Annotated in this window: 16 protein-coding genes; 7 read left to right on the forward strand and 9 right to left on the reverse strand. The window is 69.7% G+C overall.

What is annotated here, in order from left to right; genetic code table 11:
• Positions 1-42 precede the first annotated feature (42 nt).
• A complete protein-coding gene (locus tag OHB21_RS08290; protein WP_067503034.1) occupies positions 43-597 on the forward strand; it encodes a GNAT family N-acetyltransferase in 555 nt (184 codons plus the stop codon).
• Here the strand turns inward: OHB21_RS08290 and OHB21_RS08295 are convergent.
• The 3 genes from OHB21_RS08295 to OHB21_RS08305 form a co-directional block, all read right to left on the reverse strand.
• On the reverse strand, positions 594-2,966 hold the full coding sequence (locus OHB21_RS08295; protein WP_067503037.1) for a lysylphosphatidylglycerol synthase transmembrane domain-containing protein: 2,373 nt from the start codon (positions 2,964-2,966) through the stop codon (positions 594-596). The genes OHB21_RS08290 and OHB21_RS08295 overlap by 4 nt on opposite strands.
• Before the next feature lie 188 nt (positions 2,967-3,154).
• Positions 3,155-3,922 carry an SDR family NAD(P)-dependent oxidoreductase gene (locus OHB21_RS08300; RefSeq protein ID WP_228789774.1) on the reverse strand — a complete coding sequence of 256 codons (768 nt, stop codon included), beginning with the start codon at positions 3,920-3,922 and terminating at the stop codon, positions 3,155-3,157.
• Positions 3,909-4,619: a 2OG-Fe(II) oxygenase gene (locus tag OHB21_RS08305; RefSeq protein WP_232331614.1), complete on the reverse strand. Its 711-nt coding sequence runs from the start codon at positions 4,617-4,619 to the stop codon at positions 3,909-3,911. The genes OHB21_RS08300 and OHB21_RS08305 overlap by 14 nt, the downstream gene beginning before the upstream one ends.
• 142 nt (positions 4,620-4,761) lie before the next feature.
• Between OHB21_RS08305 and OHB21_RS08310 the strand changes: the two genes are divergently transcribed.
• The 3 genes from OHB21_RS08310 (at position 4,762) to OHB21_RS08320 (ending at position 7,868) form a co-directional block, all read left to right on the forward strand.
• On the forward strand, positions 4,762-5,364 hold the full coding sequence (locus OHB21_RS08310; protein ID WP_195125033.1) for a DUF459 domain-containing protein: 603 nt from the start codon (positions 4,762-4,764) through the stop codon (positions 5,362-5,364).
• A gap of 610 nt (positions 5,365-5,974) precedes the next feature.
• A complete protein-coding gene (locus OHB21_RS08315) occupies positions 5,975-6,745 on the forward strand; it encodes a FadR/GntR family transcriptional regulator (RefSeq protein ID WP_067503050.1) in 771 nt (256 codons plus the stop codon).
• Positions 6,746-6,899: 154 nt separating this feature from the next.
• Complete coding sequence (locus OHB21_RS08320; RefSeq protein WP_067503376.1) at positions 6,900-7,868, forward strand: DUF5996 family protein; 969 nt, start codon at positions 6,900-6,902, stop codon at positions 7,866-7,868.
• Between the two features lie 7 nt (positions 7,869-7,875).
• On the opposite strand, the gene OHB21_RS08325 is transcribed toward OHB21_RS08320, so the two are convergent.
• The 5 genes from OHB21_RS08325 to OHB21_RS08345 form a co-directional block, all read right to left on the reverse strand.
• The gene (locus OHB21_RS08325) at positions 7,876-8,994 is read right to left on the reverse strand and encodes an NAD(P)H-dependent flavin oxidoreductase (protein WP_067503052.1); all 1,119 of its coding nucleotides are present in this window, start codon (positions 8,992-8,994) and stop codon (positions 7,876-7,878) included.
• Positions 8,995-9,231: 237 nt separating this feature from the next.
• A complete protein-coding gene (locus OHB21_RS08330; RefSeq protein WP_067503056.1) occupies positions 9,232-10,584 on the reverse strand; it encodes a WS/DGAT/MGAT family O-acyltransferase in 1,353 nt (450 codons plus the stop codon).
• Positions 10,585-10,740: 156 nt separating this feature from the next.
• A complete protein-coding gene (locus OHB21_RS08335) occupies positions 10,741-11,403 on the reverse strand; it encodes a class I SAM-dependent DNA methyltransferase (RefSeq protein WP_067503059.1) in 663 nt (220 codons plus the stop codon).
• Positions 11,404-11,573: 170 nt separating this feature from the next.
• Entirely contained in the window at positions 11,574-13,268 is a 1,695-nt protein-coding gene (locus tag OHB21_RS08340) for a cutinase family protein (protein ID WP_067503062.1), read from the reverse strand.
• Positions 13,269-13,362: 94 nt separating this feature from the next.
• Complete coding sequence (locus tag OHB21_RS08345) at positions 13,363-13,995, reverse strand: hypothetical protein (RefSeq protein WP_195125034.1); 633 nt, start codon at positions 13,993-13,995, stop codon at positions 13,363-13,365.
• Positions 13,996-14,363: 368 nt separating this feature from the next.
• Here OHB21_RS08345 and OHB21_RS08350 point away from each other — a divergent pair, with 368 nt between their 5' ends.
• Together OHB21_RS08350 and OHB21_RS08355 are read left to right on the forward strand one after the other, a co-directional pair.
• The gene (locus OHB21_RS08350) at positions 14,364-14,972 is read left to right on the forward strand and encodes a TetR/AcrR family transcriptional regulator (protein WP_067503068.1); all 609 of its coding nucleotides are present in this window, start codon (positions 14,364-14,366) and stop codon (positions 14,970-14,972) included.
• 92 nt (positions 14,973-15,064) lie between these two features.
• Positions 15,065-16,429 (forward strand): flavin monoamine oxidase family protein, encoded by a 1,365-nt coding sequence (locus tag OHB21_RS08355; RefSeq protein ID WP_067503071.1) that lies wholly within the window; start codon positions 15,065-15,067, stop codon positions 16,427-16,429.
• Positions 16,430-16,445: 16 nt separating this feature from the next.
• On the opposite strand, the gene OHB21_RS08360 is transcribed toward OHB21_RS08355, so the two are convergent.
• Positions 16,446-16,970 (reverse strand): hypothetical protein, encoded by a 525-nt coding sequence (locus OHB21_RS08360; protein WP_084537286.1) that lies wholly within the window; start codon positions 16,968-16,970, stop codon positions 16,446-16,448.
• Positions 16,971-17,291: 321 nt separating this feature from the next.
• Here OHB21_RS08360 and OHB21_RS08365 point away from each other — a divergent pair, with 321 nt between their 5' ends.
• Positions 17,292-17,933: a glycosyltransferase gene (locus tag OHB21_RS08365; RefSeq protein ID WP_267898906.1), complete on the forward strand. Its 642-nt coding sequence runs from the start codon at positions 17,292-17,294 to the stop codon at positions 17,931-17,933.
• Positions 17,934-17,942: the final 9 nt, after the last annotated feature.

Raw genomic sequence — 17,942 nt, forward strand, 5'->3', positions numbered from 1 at the left:
GCCCCGGTCGGGGCGAGTGGTTCCGATCGGTACTATCGAGGCGTGTCCTCGCTAGAACTCCCCATCAAAACCGAACGCCTCGTCCTGCGTACGCACGAGCCCGCCGATGCCGTTGCGCTGCAACGGATCTACGGCCAGCCCGAGGTCGCGCGCCTCCTGCTGGACGAGCCGTGGACCCCGAGCGACGCCGAGGAGAAGGTCGCCGCGCGGCTGGCCAGGACCGGCCTCGATACCGAGGAGCACGCCCTCGCGCTCGTCATCGAGGCCGACTCGGTGGTGCTCGGGGACGTCGCGCTGTGGGCCACCGACGCCGAGCGCGGCGTCGCCGAGATCGGGTGGGTGCTCGACCCCGCCGCCGGTGGCCGCGGCTACGCCGCCGAGGCGGCGGGCGCGGTGCTGCGCCTGGGCTTTCGCACCTATGGCCTGCACCGCGTGACCGCCCAGATGGACGCGCGCAACACCGCGTCGGCCCGCCTGGCCGAACGTCTCGGCATGCGCCGCGAAGCCCACCTCCGCCAGGACTGGTGGAGCAAGGGCGAGTGGACCGACACCGTGATCTACGGGATGCTCGCCGACGATCCCGGCGCGCGCGCCTAGATCATCTCCTTCGACGTCATCCAGCGCATGGTGAACCAGCCGCAGAACACCGGCAGCCAGCAGGTGAGCACGCGGTAGAGCAACACGGACGGGACGGCGACGCTGGCGGGCAGGCCGAACGCCGCGAGGCCGCCGATCAGGGCGGCCTCGACGGCGCCGACACCACCGGGCGTCGGCGCGGCCGAGGCCAGCGTGCCGCCGATCATCGTGACGATGGTGACGGTGACGAACGTGGTGCCGCCGCCGAACGCCTGCACGCTGCACCACAGCGCCCCGGCCAAGCCGAGCGTGATGGCGGCGCAGCCGGCGATGATGATCGAGAACCGCTTCGGGTCCTTGGCCAGCTGCCCCAGCTCGCCCAGCACCTCCTGCAACTGCGGGCGCACCGAATTGTTCAGCCAGCGGCGCAGTTTCGGCACGAACATGAACGTGCCGATGATGCCCACGCCCACGCCCGCGGCCAGGTAGATGATGGTGGGGTCGGGCACGAAGTGCGACAGGTCCGCCGAGGTCCCGGCCACGATGGAGAACAGCACCAGTAGGCTCAGGTGCGTGATCACCTGCACCGCCTGCTGCAGCGCGACGGCGGCGGTGGCGCGCACCGTCCCCAGCCCGCCCTTCTGCAGGAACCGCACGCTCAACGCCAAACCGCCCACGCGCGCCGGCGTGGTGGTGGCGGCGAAGGTGTTGGCGATCTGCATGATCACCAGGTTGCGGTAGCTCACCAACCCCGACGCGCACGCCCACAGCGCCGCCGCCGCACCGAAATAGGTGAGGCTGGAGACGCCGAGCCCCAGCAGCGCCCACCACCAGTTGGCGGTGCGCAGCTGGGAGAAGAAGGTCGGGACCGCGCTGATGAACGGGTAGGCCACGTACACCAGGCCGATCAACAGCACCAGCTGGATGATCTGGTTGCGGGAGAACCGGGTGATCTGATCGGCCTCGATCTTGTCCTGTCCGGTCTGCCTGCGCACCTCGTCGCGCGCCTCGCCGACGATCGAGCCCCACTCCGGGATCGCCATCCGGATGCCCGACGGCATGGCCGATTTGATGAGCCTGCGCGTCGCGATCAACACCGTCTGCTCGCCGAGCGCATCGATCGCCGCCCCGACCGCGGGTTCCTTGCCGTAGATCGCGGTGGTGGTGACCAGCAACTGCGCGATATCGGTGTGCAGCTGGGTGTCCGAGGCGCCGAACTCCGCGCTGCCGAACCCGCTGAACAGCACTTTGTCCCCGGCGATGCCGACGTCGTCGGGGCGCAGATCCCCGTGCGCGACCGTGTTGCTGTGCAGCGCGTCGAGCGCTTTCCACACCCGCGGCAGGTGCTCGACCGGGGTTTCGTTCAGGGGGGTGAGGTCGGCGTCGGTGTGCGCGTACAGCATCCAGCCGCGATCCAGCGAGGCCACCGCGACCACCTGCTGCCCCGACAACCCCGTCTCACCCACGGCGATCGTCATCAGCGCCCGGTGCTCCACGGCGCGATGCATCGAACCGTGCAGCGCCGCCGTCTCACTGCTGCGGAACGTCAGCCAGCGCCACACCATGCGCAGCGCGCCGTGACTGCGCTGGTTCTTGCCGTACATCTCGACGGTGAGTTCCCGCTCGGGCCCGTCGATCTCGGCGGCGAGCACCAGCGGTCCCGACCCGGCCGGCCGCACCACCGTGAACGCGGTGACCGTGTGCCCGCGCCGGGCCAGCACCCGCACGGCCGCCTCCAGCGGCACCTCCAGCGCGGGCGTGCCGACCACCCACACGATCAGCGCGCCGACCAGCCAGCCCACCGCCAAGCCGAACATCGCCCGCGCGGGCACCACGGTGCTGACCACGAGGTGGATCGGCGCGAACGCCAGCAGCAGGAACCACCACCAGCGCCGCGGCTTGGTCGGCAGCCACGGACTCGACACCGTGAGCACCGCGGCCAGCATGGCGATCCAGCGCGGATCGTCGAGGAACTGGGACAGGAACGTGTCGAGACGCTCGGGCACCTGCAGATGCCATTGCGGAGCCGACAATCCCGTTCCCGTGATGGACAGCAGCAGACCTGCGATGATCCCCGCCGCCGCGTAGCCCGCGAGCAGCTTCCACTGCCTGCCGATGACCAGCTCGATGAGAATCGCGAACGGCAGGATCAGGATCGCGATGCCGTACAGCAGATACACCAGATTGGACTGGTCCGGCGTGAGGAAGCCGACGATATCGGACACCGACTGTTCCAGTGCCAGCCACTCCGGCCGCGTGATCACCGACGCCGCGATCACCACGCCGAGCCACAGCGCCGCGAGCATGACGCGGACGATGTCCGTGGTCCGCCGGATCAGCGGCTGCAGGAGACTCCCCGTGACCGGGATCTCCCGCCCGTCGACTCGCATGTCGTATCGGCACTTTCGGATCGGTTGGCGCTGGCTCGGCCACCCCCTGTCTCACCCGTGTCGTGAGTATGCAGCAGGTCGCCGCGGTCGATCGGCACCAACACGCCGCGGCGGACCGACCTCGCGCGGTGCCGCCTCGGCCGCAGTTCACCTTGCCAGAGACGGCGCCGCGATGGCGGGGCGACCCGTCAGCCGCGGGTGTGCTTGCCCGCGACCGCCTCGGTCGCGACGGGCTCGGCGCCGATGCTGAACACGCCCCCGGTTTTGGTGCCCACATCCAGCTCCACGATGGCGCGCAGGACCTGCTCGGTGGGGACCAGCGCGGGAAAACTATTGGGCGACACCGCGTTCACGCGCACGCCGAACTCGCCGAATTCGCGCGCCATATGCCGGGTCAGGTGGTTGAGCGCCGCCTTCGACGCCGAATACAGCGCCTGCCCACCGGGGTAGACGTTCGACCCCGACAGGCTCGACACGTTGACGATATTGCGCTTGCGCTCCCGGTTCTTCGCGTCGGTGTGCAGCCAGCTGCGTTGCGCCAGCCGCGCCGCCAGGCGCAGCGGCACCCCGACGTTGATCGCGAACATCGGATCGAAATCGTCCAGCGCGCTGTCGCCGTCGATGAGGCCGTTCGGATGCAGTTGCAGGCTCGCGGCATTGTTGACCAGCAGGTCCACGCCGCCGAACTTGGCCAGCGCCAGATCCACCACCCGCTCCACCTCGCCCGGCTGGGTCAGGTCGGCGCGGATCAGGAACACCCGCGAGGCGTTCTCCGGCACGTCGCCGTCCGGGTCGAACGGGTCCACGAACCACTCGTGCTGCGAGGGCGCGGCCGGTGTGCGGGTGCGGCACACCGCCACGATGTCGTACGCGCCGTACAACTCGCGGCAGAACGCGTCACCCAGCGTGCCGCCCGCTCCGGTCAGCAGGCACACCCGGCGTTCACCAGTAGACAATGCGGTCTCCTCCCCAACGCTGCACGGCTTCGTCCTTCGGACGGTGCAACCACATCACGATGCTGTTGCGGTCGCGCCGGTTGCGGCCCGCGTAGGCGTGCCACGTGCGCGGCGTGCACTCGAAGATCACCATCGAGTTGTCCAACGGCGGCACCGCCAAGGTGGGCGCCGGGTCGGACACGTTCGCGTAGAAACAGGTCTCGCCGCCGTCGCCGGCCTGCCACCCGGGATTGTTCAGATAGAACAGCACCGCGACCGCGCGGATCGTCTCGCGCGCCGCCACACCCGTGCCGCGCGCGCCGGTCTTGATGTCGACCGTGGGATGCGGCAAGCGCACTTCGCCACGCGCGGGCGGGGCGTCGCCGGGAAACCACGCCGGATTCAAATCGTTGTGGGCCCAACCCGGTTTGCTCTTGGGCGGATGATGGTGCACCGAGCCCTCCACGTCGCCCGTGGTGCGCACCCCCGCGATACCCGCGATCAGGTCGTGCCACTCCCGCGAGGTGAACAGCGCGAGCGGGCCGTCGCGCAACTGCGTGAGCGGCACACCGCTCGCCCCGTAATTGGCCGCCACCTTGTTGAACTTGCCCGCCTGCTCGGCCCGCACCCGCTCGTAGTGCTCGGCCAGCCGCTTGTAGAAGTCGTCCACGAACACGTCCCGCGCGTACACGTGCGGAAACGGTTCCGTCCTGCGCACCCACCGCCGGTGTGCGAACAAGTCCGTGAACCAAGCCGGCGCCCGGCCCACCGATTCCCCTGCCACAGTCACTCCCTCCCGGACCAACCCGGCCGATGATAGCTGTGTTCTCGCGGCTTCTTCCGCGTGGGAGCATGGTGGGGTGGGTGGATCCGATGTGCGGGTGTGTTTCGTGGGTGACTCCTTCGTCGCCGGTGTGGGGGATCCGGTGTGCGCGGGGTGGGCCGGGCGGGTGGCGGCGGCCGCGCACGGTGCGGGGGTCGCGCTGACTGCGTACAACCTCGGGGTGCGCAGGCAGACGTCCACGGATATCGCCAAGCGGTGGTTCGCGGAGTGCGCGCAGCGGCTGCCGTCCGGGGTGGACGGGCGGGTCGTGTTCTCGTTCGGCGTGAACGACACGATGGAAGAGGACGGGGTGCGGCGGGTGCCCGCCGACGCGTCCGCCGCAAATCTGGTCAAGATGCTGGGCCAGGCGGCCGACCGCGGCTGGTCGGCGCTGGTGGTCGAACCGCCGCCGGTCGATGACGACGCCCACAACACCCGTATCGCACGGTTGGGCGACCGGTTCGCGTCCGTATGCGCCGAGGAACACGTGCCGTTCGTGCGCGTCCACGAGCAGTTGCGCGCCGACGAGGTGTGGCTGCGCGAGGTGCGGGCGGGCGACGGCGCCCATCCGTCGGCGGGTGGCTACGAGGCGTTCGCCGCCCTGGTCACCCCGGCGTGGCTGGACTGGCTGGCCGACTGAACAAACTCCGTCTCAGACGGGGTTCGCGGCGGTTCCGGCGGGCCCGGCGCGGTCGCGAGCGAATGTTCTTGTGCGCGAACGCCATCGGCGGTGCGATACCGGAGCGCCGAGGAAATGCGGCCACTCGAGCATTCCGTGGCCCATTCTTTCCATCCGGACGGGTTGCCGTCGCGGCAGCGAAAAATACCGCGAACCGAAATTCAGCGGGCTGCTCCGCGCGCCTCGAATTGACGCCGCCGCACCGACTGCACACGTGTTGCCAGCAAATTGCCGGTAGTGGCATCACCATTCCCCCACTCGCGACGCGACACCCCACCCCGACTCGAGCCCCGACTGAGCCCCGGTCCGCGCGGGTGACGGCCCCGCGCCCCCTGGCGGGCCCCGGCCGTCCCGGTTCCCGAGGTTCGCGCGCACCCGCCCGCCCCGCCGCGAGTGTTACCCGTGATAACGAAAGTCCACGTCGAATTATCATCGGTACCAACGCCGGTCGCCGCCGACCCATGAGACAAGTCACACTGCGGGCGGATCGCCGCGACCCGGGTGCGGAGCGCCGGGTGAGGGCTTAGACTGTCTGGGACGTATTGTGTACAGAGTCGAAAGGTGGCATCCGATGGGGTCCCAAACGGTAGTCGCCGACGTCGCCGACGAACTGGCGCGCCGCGTTGCCGCGGGGGAATATCAGCCGGGGGATTTGATGCCGTCGGTCCGTCAGGTCGCGGAAGAATTCGATATGAATCGCGCGACGGCACAGCTGACCCTGGGTCGGCTGGAATCGTACGGATTCGTCGAGGCGCGGCGCGGTAAAGGTTTCACCATTCGCGACGTGCGCGAGGCGGGCGGCATCGACGTGTACCGCCACCTCTTCCGATTCTCGGTGCCGATGCCGGACGTGGCGATCGAGATGTTCCACGACATCGTGGACGTGGAGCGCGGCATCGTGATGGAGGCGCTGCTGGCCTACACCGCGAGCGAGCAAACGATCGATCCGGCCGAACTCAAGGCCGCCATCGACGAGCTGGAAAGGCTTGCGCGGCTGGAGGTTCCGGATTACCGCCAGATCCTCGCGCTCGAGGTCGCGCTGGTGCGCGGGCTGCTCACCGCGCTCGGGCTGAGCATGCAGCGCGCCATCCTCAACTCCATCGGCGAGATGGTGCTCGAGGTGCCCGAGGCGATCGAGGCCTACTTCGCGGGCGCCGCCGACCTGCACGTGCTGGTGTGGCGCGCGCTGGTGGCGGTGTGGGAATCCGGGTCCGGTCCGTCGGAGGCGCAGCTCGCGCTGTTCGAGGACCTGTTCGGCATGTACCACGCGAAGGTCGTCGCGAAGTTCGAGGAGTTGCTCGGCGGCCTGCCCGCCGCGCAGGCGCACGCCGCCACCGCCTGACCTGCGACGCTCTCACCTGCGGTAAGGGAAGCGAGTCGCACGCGGCTCGCTCCCTCGGGGCACGTCGATCGTGGGCATCGACGCACACGACGCCGTGCGGGCGCGCCCGCGATTCGCCGACGCCCACGCCGACGATGGCCGTACCGTGGCCGGTATGACCGCGCCAGTCGAACCGCTGCCCGCCCTCCCCCTCGCGCCGTGGCGCTCCACCAAGGAGACGCTGCACCGCTTCGCCCAGGTCGTCGGCAAGGTCGCCCTCGCCAAGGGCATCCGCCGCAATCACTGGTGGCATATGACCTTCCGGCTCACCGCGCGCGGCTGGACCACGGTCCCGCTCGGCACCGCCCGCAGCGGGCCCGTGTTCACCTGCGCGTTCGATTTCTTCGATCACGCGCTGATCGTCGCCACCGACGACGGCGCGCAGGTGCGGGTGGACCTGCCCGGCAAATCCGTCGCCGAGTTCTACGAGGACGTGCTCGCCGCGCTCAGCGCCCTCGACATCCACGTGGTGATCCCCAACCCGCACCCCTTCGACCTGCCCGACGCCGACCGCCCGTTCGAACAGGACACCGAACACGCGAGCTACGACCCGCAGCAGGCGCTCGCCGCGTTCCGCGTGCAGAGCCAGGTGGGCCGGATCCTCGAGGAGTTCAGCGCCACCTACTCCGGCAAGATCAGCCCCGTCCAGGTCTTCTGGCACACCTTCGACATCGCCGTGCAGCGCTTCTCACCGCGCCACATCGAGATGCCCGCGTCGGTGGATTCGGTGACCCGCGAGGCGTATTCGCGAGAAGTGATCAGCGCGGGCTTCTGGTTCGGCGACGACAACGTGCCCGAACCCACCTTCTACTCCTACGTCGCGCCCGAACCCGAAGGGCTCACCGGGCGCGCCCTGAGCCCGGCCGGCGCGCGCTGGGTGACGTCGGGTTCCGGGCACGCCGCGTACTACGCCTACGACGAGGCGCGCCGCGCCGACGACCCGGTCGGCGCGGCACTCGAGTTCTTCCAGTCGGTCTACGCCGCCGGTTCCCAGCTGGCCGGTTGGGACGCCGACCAGCTGGCCTGCTCGGGCGGGGTCACCGATCCGGTGCTGAAGAAGACCGAGATCCGCTTCGGCGGCTGAGCGGCGCTCAGCTGTTGAGCTTGTTCAGCCGCTCGCAGGCGTCCACGTACTCCTGGACCAGCCGGGCCATCACATCGGCCGAGCGTTCGACCTTGTTCATCATCCCGACGATCTGGCCCACCGGGTTGAAGTTCACGTCCTTGGCGGCCTCGGGATAGCGGTGGCCGCGCTTGACGCCGTCGAGCGCGACCATCATCTGCAGCGGCATCGGCAGCGGATCGGGGTTGTCGGCCGACTCCCACGCCTCGGTCCAGTCGTTGCGCAGCATCCGGGCGGGCTTGCCGGTCCACGCGCGCGAGCGCACGGTGTCGTGACTGGTGGCGTCGATGTAGCTCTGCATCTGCGCGGGCGGCACATTGGCCTCCTCGACGGTCAGCCACAGCGAACCGGTCCACGCGCCCGCCGCGCCCATCGCCATGGCCGCCGCGACCTGGCGGCCGTCGCCGATGCCGCCCGCGGCCAGCACCGGCAGCTCGCCCACGGCGTCGATCACCTGCGGCCACAACACGATCGAGGAGACCTCGCCGCAGTGCCCGCCGCCCTCGGTGCCCTGGCACACCACGAAGTCCAGGCCCGCCGCCTTGTGCTTGAGCGCGTGCTTGACCGAACCGCACAGCGCGCCGATCAGCCGGCCCGAGCCCTGGATCTGGGCGATCACATCGTCGGGCGGGGTGCCCAGCGCGTTGGCCACCAGCTTGGCCTTGGGGTGGCGCAGGATCACCTCGATTTGCGGGGCGACCGTGGTGGCGGTCCAGCCGAGCAGCTGGTTGTGGTGTTCGCCCTCGGGCAGCGGCGGCACGCCGTGGTCGGCCAGGATCTTCTCCGCGAAATCGCGGTGGCCCTGCGGAACCAGTTCGGCCAGTTTGGCTTCCAGCTGTTCGGGGGTGAGGTCGTCGATGCCCTTGCCCTCGTACTTGGACGGGATCACCAGGTCGACGCCGTAGACGCCGTGCACGTGCTCGTCGAGCCAGGCCAGCTCCACCTCGAGCTGTTCGGCGGTGAAGCCCACCGCGCCGAGCACACCGAGCCCGCCGGCGTTGCTGACCGCAGCCGCCACATCGCGGCAGTGGGTGAAGGCGAAGATGGGGAATTCGATCCCCAGCCGGTCGCAGATTTCGGTACGCATCGGATGCTGTCTCCTGCCGGGCGGTGAGGGTTCGGCGCGGGCCGCTCTCGTTGTAGAACGGGTTGCATGGTGCTCGCGCAGGTCCCGGCGCGAGCTGTCGCCGCCGGAGCCGGCCGAATCGTCCCTTGACCACGATTCTCGCCCCATCGTGGCGCGGGGTGTCCCCGGTCGGCTCCGGCGGTCACCTCGACAGTAACACGTTCTAGTTTTCCGGCAATAGTGCGCGGGGGAGTCAGATCAGACGGCGGCTTCCAGCTCGGCCAGCGCGGTCTCGAGGTGATCGAGGATGCGGTGCAGATCGCTCACCGTGCGCCGGCAGCCCACCAGGCCGAAGTCGAGATTGCCGCCGTTGGTGGTGAGCGTGATGTTCACGGCCTGCCCGTCGAACGGGATGGACAGCGGGAAGTTCGCGTCCAGCCGCGCGCCGTTCCAGTACATCTGCTCGCGGGGGCCGGGCACGTTGGAGATCACCACGTTGAACGGCGGCGTGGTCCACGGGATGAGCGCGGGGATCAGATTCAGCGCGATCGGCGAGACCATCAACCCCGACAGCGCCATCGACTGCAACGGCGACAATCCGTCGTACACCTGCTTGCTGCTGCGCATCGACTCGCTCACCACCCGCAGCCGCGCCAGCGGGTCGGCCAGGTCGGTGCCCAGATTGCACAGCAGCGCACCGACTTTCACGCCGTCGGTCGCGGTGTCGTCGGGCGAGCGCAGCGACATCGGCACCATGGCGACCAGCGGCTTGTCGGGCAGCGCGTCGTGTTCGGCGAGGTAGGTGCGCAGCGCGCCCGCCGACATGGCCAGCACCACGTCGTTGACGGTGGTGCCGGTCGCCTTGCGCACCTGCTTGATGCGTTCCATCGGCCACGAGCGCACCGCCGTGCGCCGCGCGCCGCCGATCGGGACGTTGAGCATCGTGCGCGGGGCCGCGAACGGCAGCGTGGCCTGCTGCTCGACCAGTGCCGTGCGCGCGGCGCGCAGCAGTCCGGGCACGCCACCGGCTGCCTGCGCGAGAGTCTTTGCGGCGCCGAGCAATCCGCCGCCCGCCTCGCGTTCGCGGCGGCGCCCCGAGCGCGGCAGATTCCACGGGATGCGCGGTTCGGTCGCGTTCGGGTCCTCGGTGAGGGTGCGCTGCACCAGGCGCTGCGCCGAGACGCCGTCGATCAGGCCGTGGTGCATCTTGGAGTAGATCGCGAACCGGCCGTCGCGCAGGCCCTCGATCACGTGCACCTCCCACAGCGGCCGGTGCCGGTCGAGCAACGTGCCGTGCAAGCCCGAGATCAGGTCGACCAGCTGGTCCTGGGTGCCCGGCCCGGGCAGCGCGACCCGGCGCACGTGATAGTCGGTGTCGACGTCGTCCGCCAGGGTCCAGGCCAGCTGCGGCGAGCCGAGCGCGGTGGCCGGGCGCTTGCGGAACGTCGGATGTATCTCGTTGCAGGACAACAGCATCCGATGGGTCTGCGCCGCGAAATCGGGGCCCGCGTCCTCCGGCGGTTCGAACAGTTGCAGCGATCCCACATGCATCGGGTGTTCGCGGGATTCGGCCAGTAGGAAAATGGCATCGATCGGTGCGATGAGTTTCATGATGTGTCGCCCCCTGACGACGGAGTGAACTGGCGGGTACTGGACTGCCGACCTCGCTGTCGCCGCAACGGCCGCGCCGGGGTGATCCTGCGCGGCTGTACCAAACTTACCGGCTCCGGGTGCGACCCGTGGCCAATTCTGTGTGGTGCACCAAAACTACCCGCTAGGAGTTGTCCCCGGCGTGGATCCGGCCGACTCCGGAGGTTTTACGGCGAGCAGATAACCCTGATCGAAGCGGTCGTCCGGATCGGGCGCGCACACCATCCTGGTCTTGACGGTGAACCCCGCGTCCCGCGCCAGTTCGCCGAGCCGATCGGGTGACCAGCGGTAGGCGCGCGCCACCCGGTGGTCGAACTCCACCACCCCGTCGTCGGCGCCCTGGAATGCCAGCAGCAGGTAGCCGCCGGGCCGCAGGGCGCGGTGGAATCCGTCCAGGATGTCGGGAACCTGCGGCGGTGCCGTGTGAATGAGCGAATACCAGGCGACGATGCCGGCTAGCGTGCCCGGCGCCGCGGGCGGTTCCGCCAGCGAACCCACCTCGAAGCGCAACCCCGGGTACTCGCGCCGCGCCACCTCGATCATGCGCGCCGAGATGTCGGTGCCGCAGATGTCGAGCCCGCGCGCCGCGAGGTAGGCGGCGATCCGGCCGGGCCCGCACCCCAGCTCCACCACCGGCCCGCCGGGCACCAGCTCCGCGAACGCGTCGAGCATCGCCCGGTCGAATGTCTTGGCCGCCATGATGTCCCGGGCCATATCGGTGTACAACTCGGCCACTTCGTCGTAAGCGGCCCCGACTTCGTCCGCAGAGATGTTCCCCATGCGGGCAGCGTAGGCGTTGTCGGGGTGGGGCTGGTCGGGCAACCACCGGTGAGTGGAAAGCCCAGCACGGTCCGCCGGATTGCCTGCCAGGGTGGGCAGCGCCGAACGGGCCGGCCCGGAAACGGCGAGACCGCCCGGCCGGAATCCCGGCGGGGCGGTCTCGGGTCGGCTCAGCGCTGAGCCGGTGCCGTGGTGGTGGTCGTCGACTCGGTCGTGGTCGGCGCCGCCGATTCCGACGTGGTGGTCGTCGTCGTGGTGGGCGGGGTGGTGGTGACCGGGTCCGCGATCTCGGACGGGGCCGAGGTCGTCGTCCGCGTCACCTCGGGAGTGGTCGTGGTGGTGGACGATTCGGACGGGGTCGCGGTGGTCGACTCCGGCGTGGTCGTCGTGGGCTCACCACTGGTCGTTGTTGTCGTGGTGGTGGTCGTCGGGGTCGCGCTCTGCGTGGTATCCGGAGCGGGCTGCTCCGAGGTGGCGGCCGCCGCCTCGAACACCGCGGCCACATCCGAGGAGTCGGGCTTGGTGCTCTTGTCGACCTCCTTGCCCGCCTGCGCCTGCTTGGCCAGGTGGGTCAGCCACGCCGCGGCGTACTCCGCCGAGGTCAGCGGCCTGCCGTTGTCGGGGTCGGCGTCGCGCCAGTAGTCGAAGTGGTGGCCCTCGTGGTCGGGGCCCAGCGTCTGCTTGTACGGGTCGCTCAGGATGACCGGGATGGTGTTCTGGTTGGTCACGATGAGCCCGATGATCTCGTTGAAGATCTTCTGCGGCAGGTACGCCAGCGGCGACATGTCATCGGCCGCGATGGCGTCGGCCGCGGGCTGTTCCTTCGGCTGCTCCCCCGGCTTGTACTCGGGATCGGAGACCCGCAGCAGCACCTCGAGGAAGGTCTCGTCGCTGGCCATCCAGTTGTCCTGGGCGGCGATGTCGGCGAACGCGGCCAGCGCGATGCGGCCCAGCGTGACGGCCACATCCTGGCCGGTCGCCGGGGTCAGCCCCTCGCGTTCGAGCGCGTCGACGTTGATCTGCCTGCCCACGTTCACGACCAGTTGCAGCAGCGAGATGTTCTCCGGCGCCGAGCAGGTGAGGTCGCCGTCGGAGCAGAACGAGGCGACCTTGCCGTTCAGCTTGCCGAAGTCGCCGCTGGTCCCCGGCAGCGCGCCCTGGCCGGGCACCGGGTTCGAGCCGTTCTGGTACGCCTGGTCGAACCCGTCGGGGTTGCGGTGCGGGTCCTCCGAACCGGGGAACGGCCCGTCGCCCGAGGAGCGGCCCGCGTCGGCGAGGATGACCACGCCCACCACGTTGTCCGGGTTCACCACCTCGTAGGTGCCGTCGGCGTCCGGTTCGCCGTTGCCGACCTCCATCGCGACGCGGCGCACCACGTCGGCGCCCTCGCTGTAGCCGACGATGGCGAACTTGGTGTCGGGGCAGGCCGCCGAGATCTCCCGCATCACCTGCCGGGTGTTCTCGACGCCCTTGTTCACGGCGTCCTCGTAGGTGGCCATGTTCGCCGGGTAGGCGATGTAGACCGCGGCGTAGGAGCCGGGGTCCACGTCGTCGGCGGGCGCGTTGACCACCGGGTCCACCCAGCGGCTGTTGTGGTCGCCCGCCATGGCGGCGGGCAGCGGGTTGCCGTTCGCGTCGACCAGCATCCGCGTGGTCCCCTCGACGGGGGTGTCGTTGCGGCCCGCCACCGAGATCGTCACCATGTCACGGCATTCCGTGACCGAGGTGGTGAGCTGCGTGTCCGCGGTGCGCGGAGCCGAACTGAGACCCCAGGAGGCGGCGACGATCGCCGCCACTCCGAGGACAGCGGGTGCGGCGACGGCGGTGGCTATCCGATGTCGCGCGAAGAACTCGCGAAGAGCCATGTCCTGATCCCCATTCCGATGACTGACAGATGGACGGACGGGCCCCCCGACGGGCCAAGTGTCATGGGGGAGGTCGGAAACCAGGCGGTGAGTGTTACGGATGGGGTGTTTGCGGGAGGTGTGCCAGGTGTGCGGTCACGAGACGTGTGCATCCTCGATGCAGAACCCGTTCGGTCCGTGATCGAGGGTGAAGGTCGCGACCTTCGTCAGCCGACGGTGTCTCGACCGGGCCCGACACCGTCGCGGCGGCCGGCGTGTGCCGCGCGACCTGCAACGATCCGACCTCGAACTCCGCCACCTCGGCGAGATCGGGCGGTTCGGCGTTGAAGCACAGCAGCGGGTAGGCGCTTTCGGTGTCGGCGGGATTCACGGGCCGGTCCAGGTGGCGGCTGAGATAGCGGACCACGGTGTAGCGGGCCTTCTCGTCAGAGACGCCGTCCTCGTCGCGATACACGTCGGGGCAGCCGCACTCCGAGTCGAGTTCGGCCGGGCGCAGGTGCACCGTCACCTCGTCGCCCCGCCACTGCGCGCCGAACTGGATGAGCACGCCCGGCCGGGTGACCGCGTCGCGGATCGCGTCGGCGTCGCCGTACCGGCTCTCCATCTCGGCGGGCGGCTGCGTCCAGCACTTCACGGCGAGCGCCTTCACATCGCCGGCCAGCACGTCGTCCAGCCAGGGGTGCAGCACCGTCGCCGCCCGCGGGCTGCCCGGCGCCTCCCCGATCACGACCTCGGACTGCGCGGGTGTGGGTGGCGGACGCGCCCGCCGTCGGCGTCGCCTCGCCGGTGGACCCGCCGCCGCAGCCCACCGCCAGAAGCAACAGAGCGCACGCTGAAACCGCTGCGGGCCAAAGGGCTACACGCGTGAGCACTCGCGGAGCGGCCATGATTCGATCTCCCCTGCTCGGAATGTCGTGGCACCTGCGGCCGAGCGTAGTGAAACGTCCGCGCCGGAAAGCCCCTCGCCGCCACTTCTGTGGATACCCGGTGGCGCTGTGGATAACCGATTCCGCGGACCGGTCGGGCACAGTGGGTGTGATAAGCCTGGCTACGGCGACCGTGGCCGGGTCGGGCGCGCCGGAGATGGGAGATGCGATGCCGTACGTCGAGTCCGCGCTGCGAACCAAGCAGGCGGTGGCGGCCGCGCGCGCCGTGCTCATCCGGGAAGGCGTGGGCCGCACCACGATGCGCGCGGTGGCGACCGAGGCGGGCATCCCCCTCGGCACGCTCCAGTACGTCTTCCCCTCCAAACAGGGCCTGCTGCAAGCGGTGATCGAGGACGTGGTGGACGAGATCGCCGACGTCCTGCGGCGCACCGCCGACACCGAACACGGCCTGGCGAACGCGATCCGCCACGGACTGCGCACCTTCTGGAACGAACTGGTCGACGAGCAGAGCCAACTGCAGCTGTTGCAGGTCGAACTGGTCACCCATGCGCTGCGCACCCCGGGCTTGGAGTGGCTCGCGCGCCGGCAGTACGAGCGCTACACCGAGGTCGTGACGGAGTGGTCGCGGGAGGCCGCGCACCGGGCCGGTGAGACGTGCGCGGTGCCGTTCGACCGGCTCGCCCGCGTGGTCGTGGCCAATATCGACGGGCTGATCATGCAGCACGTGGTGAATCCGGATCCGGCGCGCTCGGCCGGGGATGTGGAGGCGATCGCCGACATGCTCGTCACCCTCGCGGGGGTCCGGCCGGCGAGCTGACCCGGCTGTTCTCCGCCTGCCCTTGTGGCGACGGTGTGGCGTGGCTTACTCTGAATTCAGTCATACGACCGAATTGGTTCGGAGGTACCGCCGTGGCGGACGTGGATGTGGTTGTCGTCGGAGCCGGGCTCGCCGGGTTGTCCGCCGCCCGTGAGCTGGTCGCGGCCGGGAAATCGGTGCGGGTGTTGGAGGCGCGCGACCGGGTGGCGGGCCGCAACCACGGCGGGTTCCTGAGCAACGGCGTGCCCGTCGAACTGGGCGGCCAATGGGTGGGCCCGACCCAGGACGTGGTGCTCGCGTTGATCGAGGAACTCGGCCTGGAGACCTTCCCCACCTACGACACGGGCGACTCGATCACGTTCCTCGACGGGCGCGCGATCCGCTACTCCGACGTGACGTTCGGCCTGCCGCCCGAAACGCTCGCCGAGGTGGGCGCGCTGTGGGAGAAGATCGAAACCCTCGCCGCCACGATCCCGCCCTCGGCGCCCTGGCAGGCCGAGAACGCGGCCGAACTCGACCGGCAGACCCTCGACGCCTGGTTGGCCGCCAACACCTCCGACACCGTGGCGCTGCGGTTCTTCCGGCATCTGGTCCCCGCCCTGTTCTCCGCGGAGAGCCCGGAGCTCTCGCTGCTGCACTTCCTCGGCTACGTGCGTTCGGGCACCAACTTCGCGACGCTGCTGTCCACCACCGGCGGCGCGCAGGAGCGCCGGGTGGTGGGCGGCGCGCACCGGATCTCGGAGCGGCTGGCCGAGGATCTGGGCGACCGGGTGCGCCTCGGCGAGGTGGTGCGCACGATCAAGCAGGACGCCGACGGCGTCACCGTGCTCTACGAGGACGCCGCCGCCGGCGCCGCGGGGTCGGTCACCGCCGACCGGGTGGTGGTCGCGATCCCGGCCACGCTCGCCGGACGCATCCGCTACCTGCCGCCGCTGCCCGCCTCCCGCGACGGTCTCACCCAGCAGATTCCCGCCGGGTCGGTGATCAAGGTACAGGTCGGCTATCCCACGCCGTTCTGGCGCGAGGACGGGCTGAACGGTTTCGTGCTCAGCGTGGACGACGCGTTCAACCTCGTGCTCGACAATTCCCCGCCCGATGGTTCCTGCGGCGTGCTCGTCGGATTCCTCGAAGGCGCGCACGCCAGGGCCGCCGCCGAATTGTCCGCCGATCAGCGCCGCGAACTCATCGTCACCACCCTGGTCAAATACTTCGGTCCCCGGGCCGCCGAACCCTTCGACATCCTCGAACAGGATTGGATGGCAGAAGAATTCACGCGCGGCTGCTACGGCGGCCGCCTCGGCGCCGGCGTGTGGACCCAATACGGAAAGGCGCTGTCCACCCCCGCCGGCCGCATCCACTGGGCCGGCGCGGAAACCGCCCAGGAATGGAGCGGCTACATGGACGGCGCGATCCGCTCCGGCCGCCGCGCCGCCACCGAAATCCTCGACGCTCGCTGAGGGGCGGTGGGTCGGCTCACCAGATGTCGACCCACACGGGGCGTTCGTAAACATCGAACGCCCCGTAATTCGCGCGTACCAGCAGCGGCACCCGGGCGCCCTCCGGAAACCGGTCGTGCAACGACTGCGCCCGCTTCTCGAAGAATCGCGGGAAAACGAACGTCTTCGCCAGTCGCTGATCCGCATCGGTCCGTGGATGACGCAGTGCCACTTCGAATTTCACCTCGTACCGGTATCCGGTGGCGCGCCGCAAGCGACGAATGCTCCTGCTCACCACCGACCCGTCGACCGCCGTGCCGGCACGACGCAGGAATTCTCGCCGGGCGATCCACGCGAGTTCGAGCACCAGCGGCCACAGGAGTATGCCCAACATCAGGCTCGCCGGGATCAACAATGGGGCCAGCATGCTCGACGGGTCCATTCGATCCATCAGCGCCAAGCCGGCCCTGAGCATCGACGTCACGAACACCGCCGCCCCGATCACGACGGCCGCCCTCCACGGCAGCGTCATGAAACCGATCAGCGTGGTCTTGTTCCCCACCCGAGGTCCTTCCCGGTCCGCGCCTCCGACGTGCCGAGGGTACCGGGAAATCAGCGTACCGATCTGTACGCACGGTGGACGTCGGCCCCGGTAGCCGAAATGCATTCCGGCCCAGTGGTTTTCGGTCCGAGCAGCAGAATCGTGCCATCGCGCACCGAGTGAATTCACGTCCCGAACGGGTGAATCGGAGAGGGTCTCCACTCCCTTCCACCTTCAACATATAGCGCACCCCGGGGCTTGCGGCAAGGCCCGGGTGATGCCGCACAATCGTCGTCCTGAGTTCCTGAACTGCGGAAATAGGGAGTGGCGATCGTGCGTGTTGTGTTGTCGACCTACGGGTCGCGCGGGGACGTGGAACCGATGGCCGCGCTCGCGGTGCGGTTGCGGGAGCGCGGTGTGCGGGTAGCAGTGTGCGCGCCGCCGGACTTCGCCGATCTGCTGACTCGGGTCGAGGTGCCGCCGGTGTTCGTGAGCTTCGGCAGCATCCCCATGCTCGCCGCGACGGACACCGCCCGGGTCGCCGTCGAGGCGATCCGCGGGCTGGGCCGCCGGGTGATCCTCTCGCGCGGGTGGGCCGGTCTGGAGTCGATCGATGACCGCGACGACTGCTTCGTGGTGGGCGAGGTCAACCAGCAGGCACTGTTCGAGCGGGTCGCCGCCGTCGTCCATCACGGTGGGGCGGGGACCACCACCGCCGCCGCCCGCGCGGGCGCTCCGCAGGTGCTCGTGCCGCAAGTCGTGGACCAGCCGTACTGGGCGGGCCGGGTGGTGGACTTGGGCATCGGTGCGGAACATGAGGGTTCGGAGCCAACGGTCGAGTCACTTTCGGCCGCCGTGGAAATCGCTCTGGCCTCGGAAGCCCGAGCTCGTGCTGTCGCGGGATCGATGCGTGCCGGCGGGGCGGCCGTGGCGGCCGACCTGCTGGTCGACGCGATCCGGCGGAATGACTTGGTGAACGCGTGAACCGCGATC

Source organism: Nocardia puris, from assembly GCF_036051655.1.
Taxonomy (GTDB): Bacteria; Actinomycetota; Actinomycetes; order Mycobacteriales; family Mycobacteriaceae; genus Nocardia; species Nocardia puris.

Excerpts from the sequence above, each read along its gene's own strand:
- OHB21_RS08295 (WP_067503037.1), bottom strand. The coding sequence starts at position 2,966 with ATGCGAGTCGACGGGCGGGAGATCCCGGTCACGGGGAGTCTCCTGCAG.
- OHB21_RS08315 (WP_067503050.1), top strand. The coding sequence starts at position 5,975 with ATGGGGTCCCAAACGGTAGTCGCCGACGTCGCCGACGAACTGGCGCGC.
- OHB21_RS08320 (WP_067503376.1), top strand. The coding sequence starts at position 6,900 with ATGACCGCGCCAGTCGAACCGCTGCCCGCCCTCCCCCTCGCGCCGTGG.
- OHB21_RS08325 (WP_067503052.1), bottom strand. The coding sequence starts at position 8,994 with ATGCGTACCGAAATCTGCGACCGGCTGGGGATCGAATTCCCCATCTTC.
- OHB21_RS08330 (WP_067503056.1), bottom strand. The coding sequence starts at position 10,584 with ATGAAACTCATCGCACCGATCGATGCCATTTTCCTACTGGCCGAATCC.
- OHB21_RS08335 (WP_067503059.1), bottom strand. The coding sequence starts at position 11,403 with ATGGGGAACATCTCTGCGGACGAAGTCGGGGCCGCTTACGACGAAGTG.
- OHB21_RS08340 (WP_067503062.1), bottom strand. The coding sequence starts at position 13,268 with ATGGCTCTTCGCGAGTTCTTCGCGCGACATCGGATAGCCACCGCCGTC.
- OHB21_RS08350 (WP_067503068.1), top strand. The coding sequence starts at position 14,364 with ATGCCGTACGTCGAGTCCGCGCTGCGAACCAAGCAGGCGGTGGCGGCC.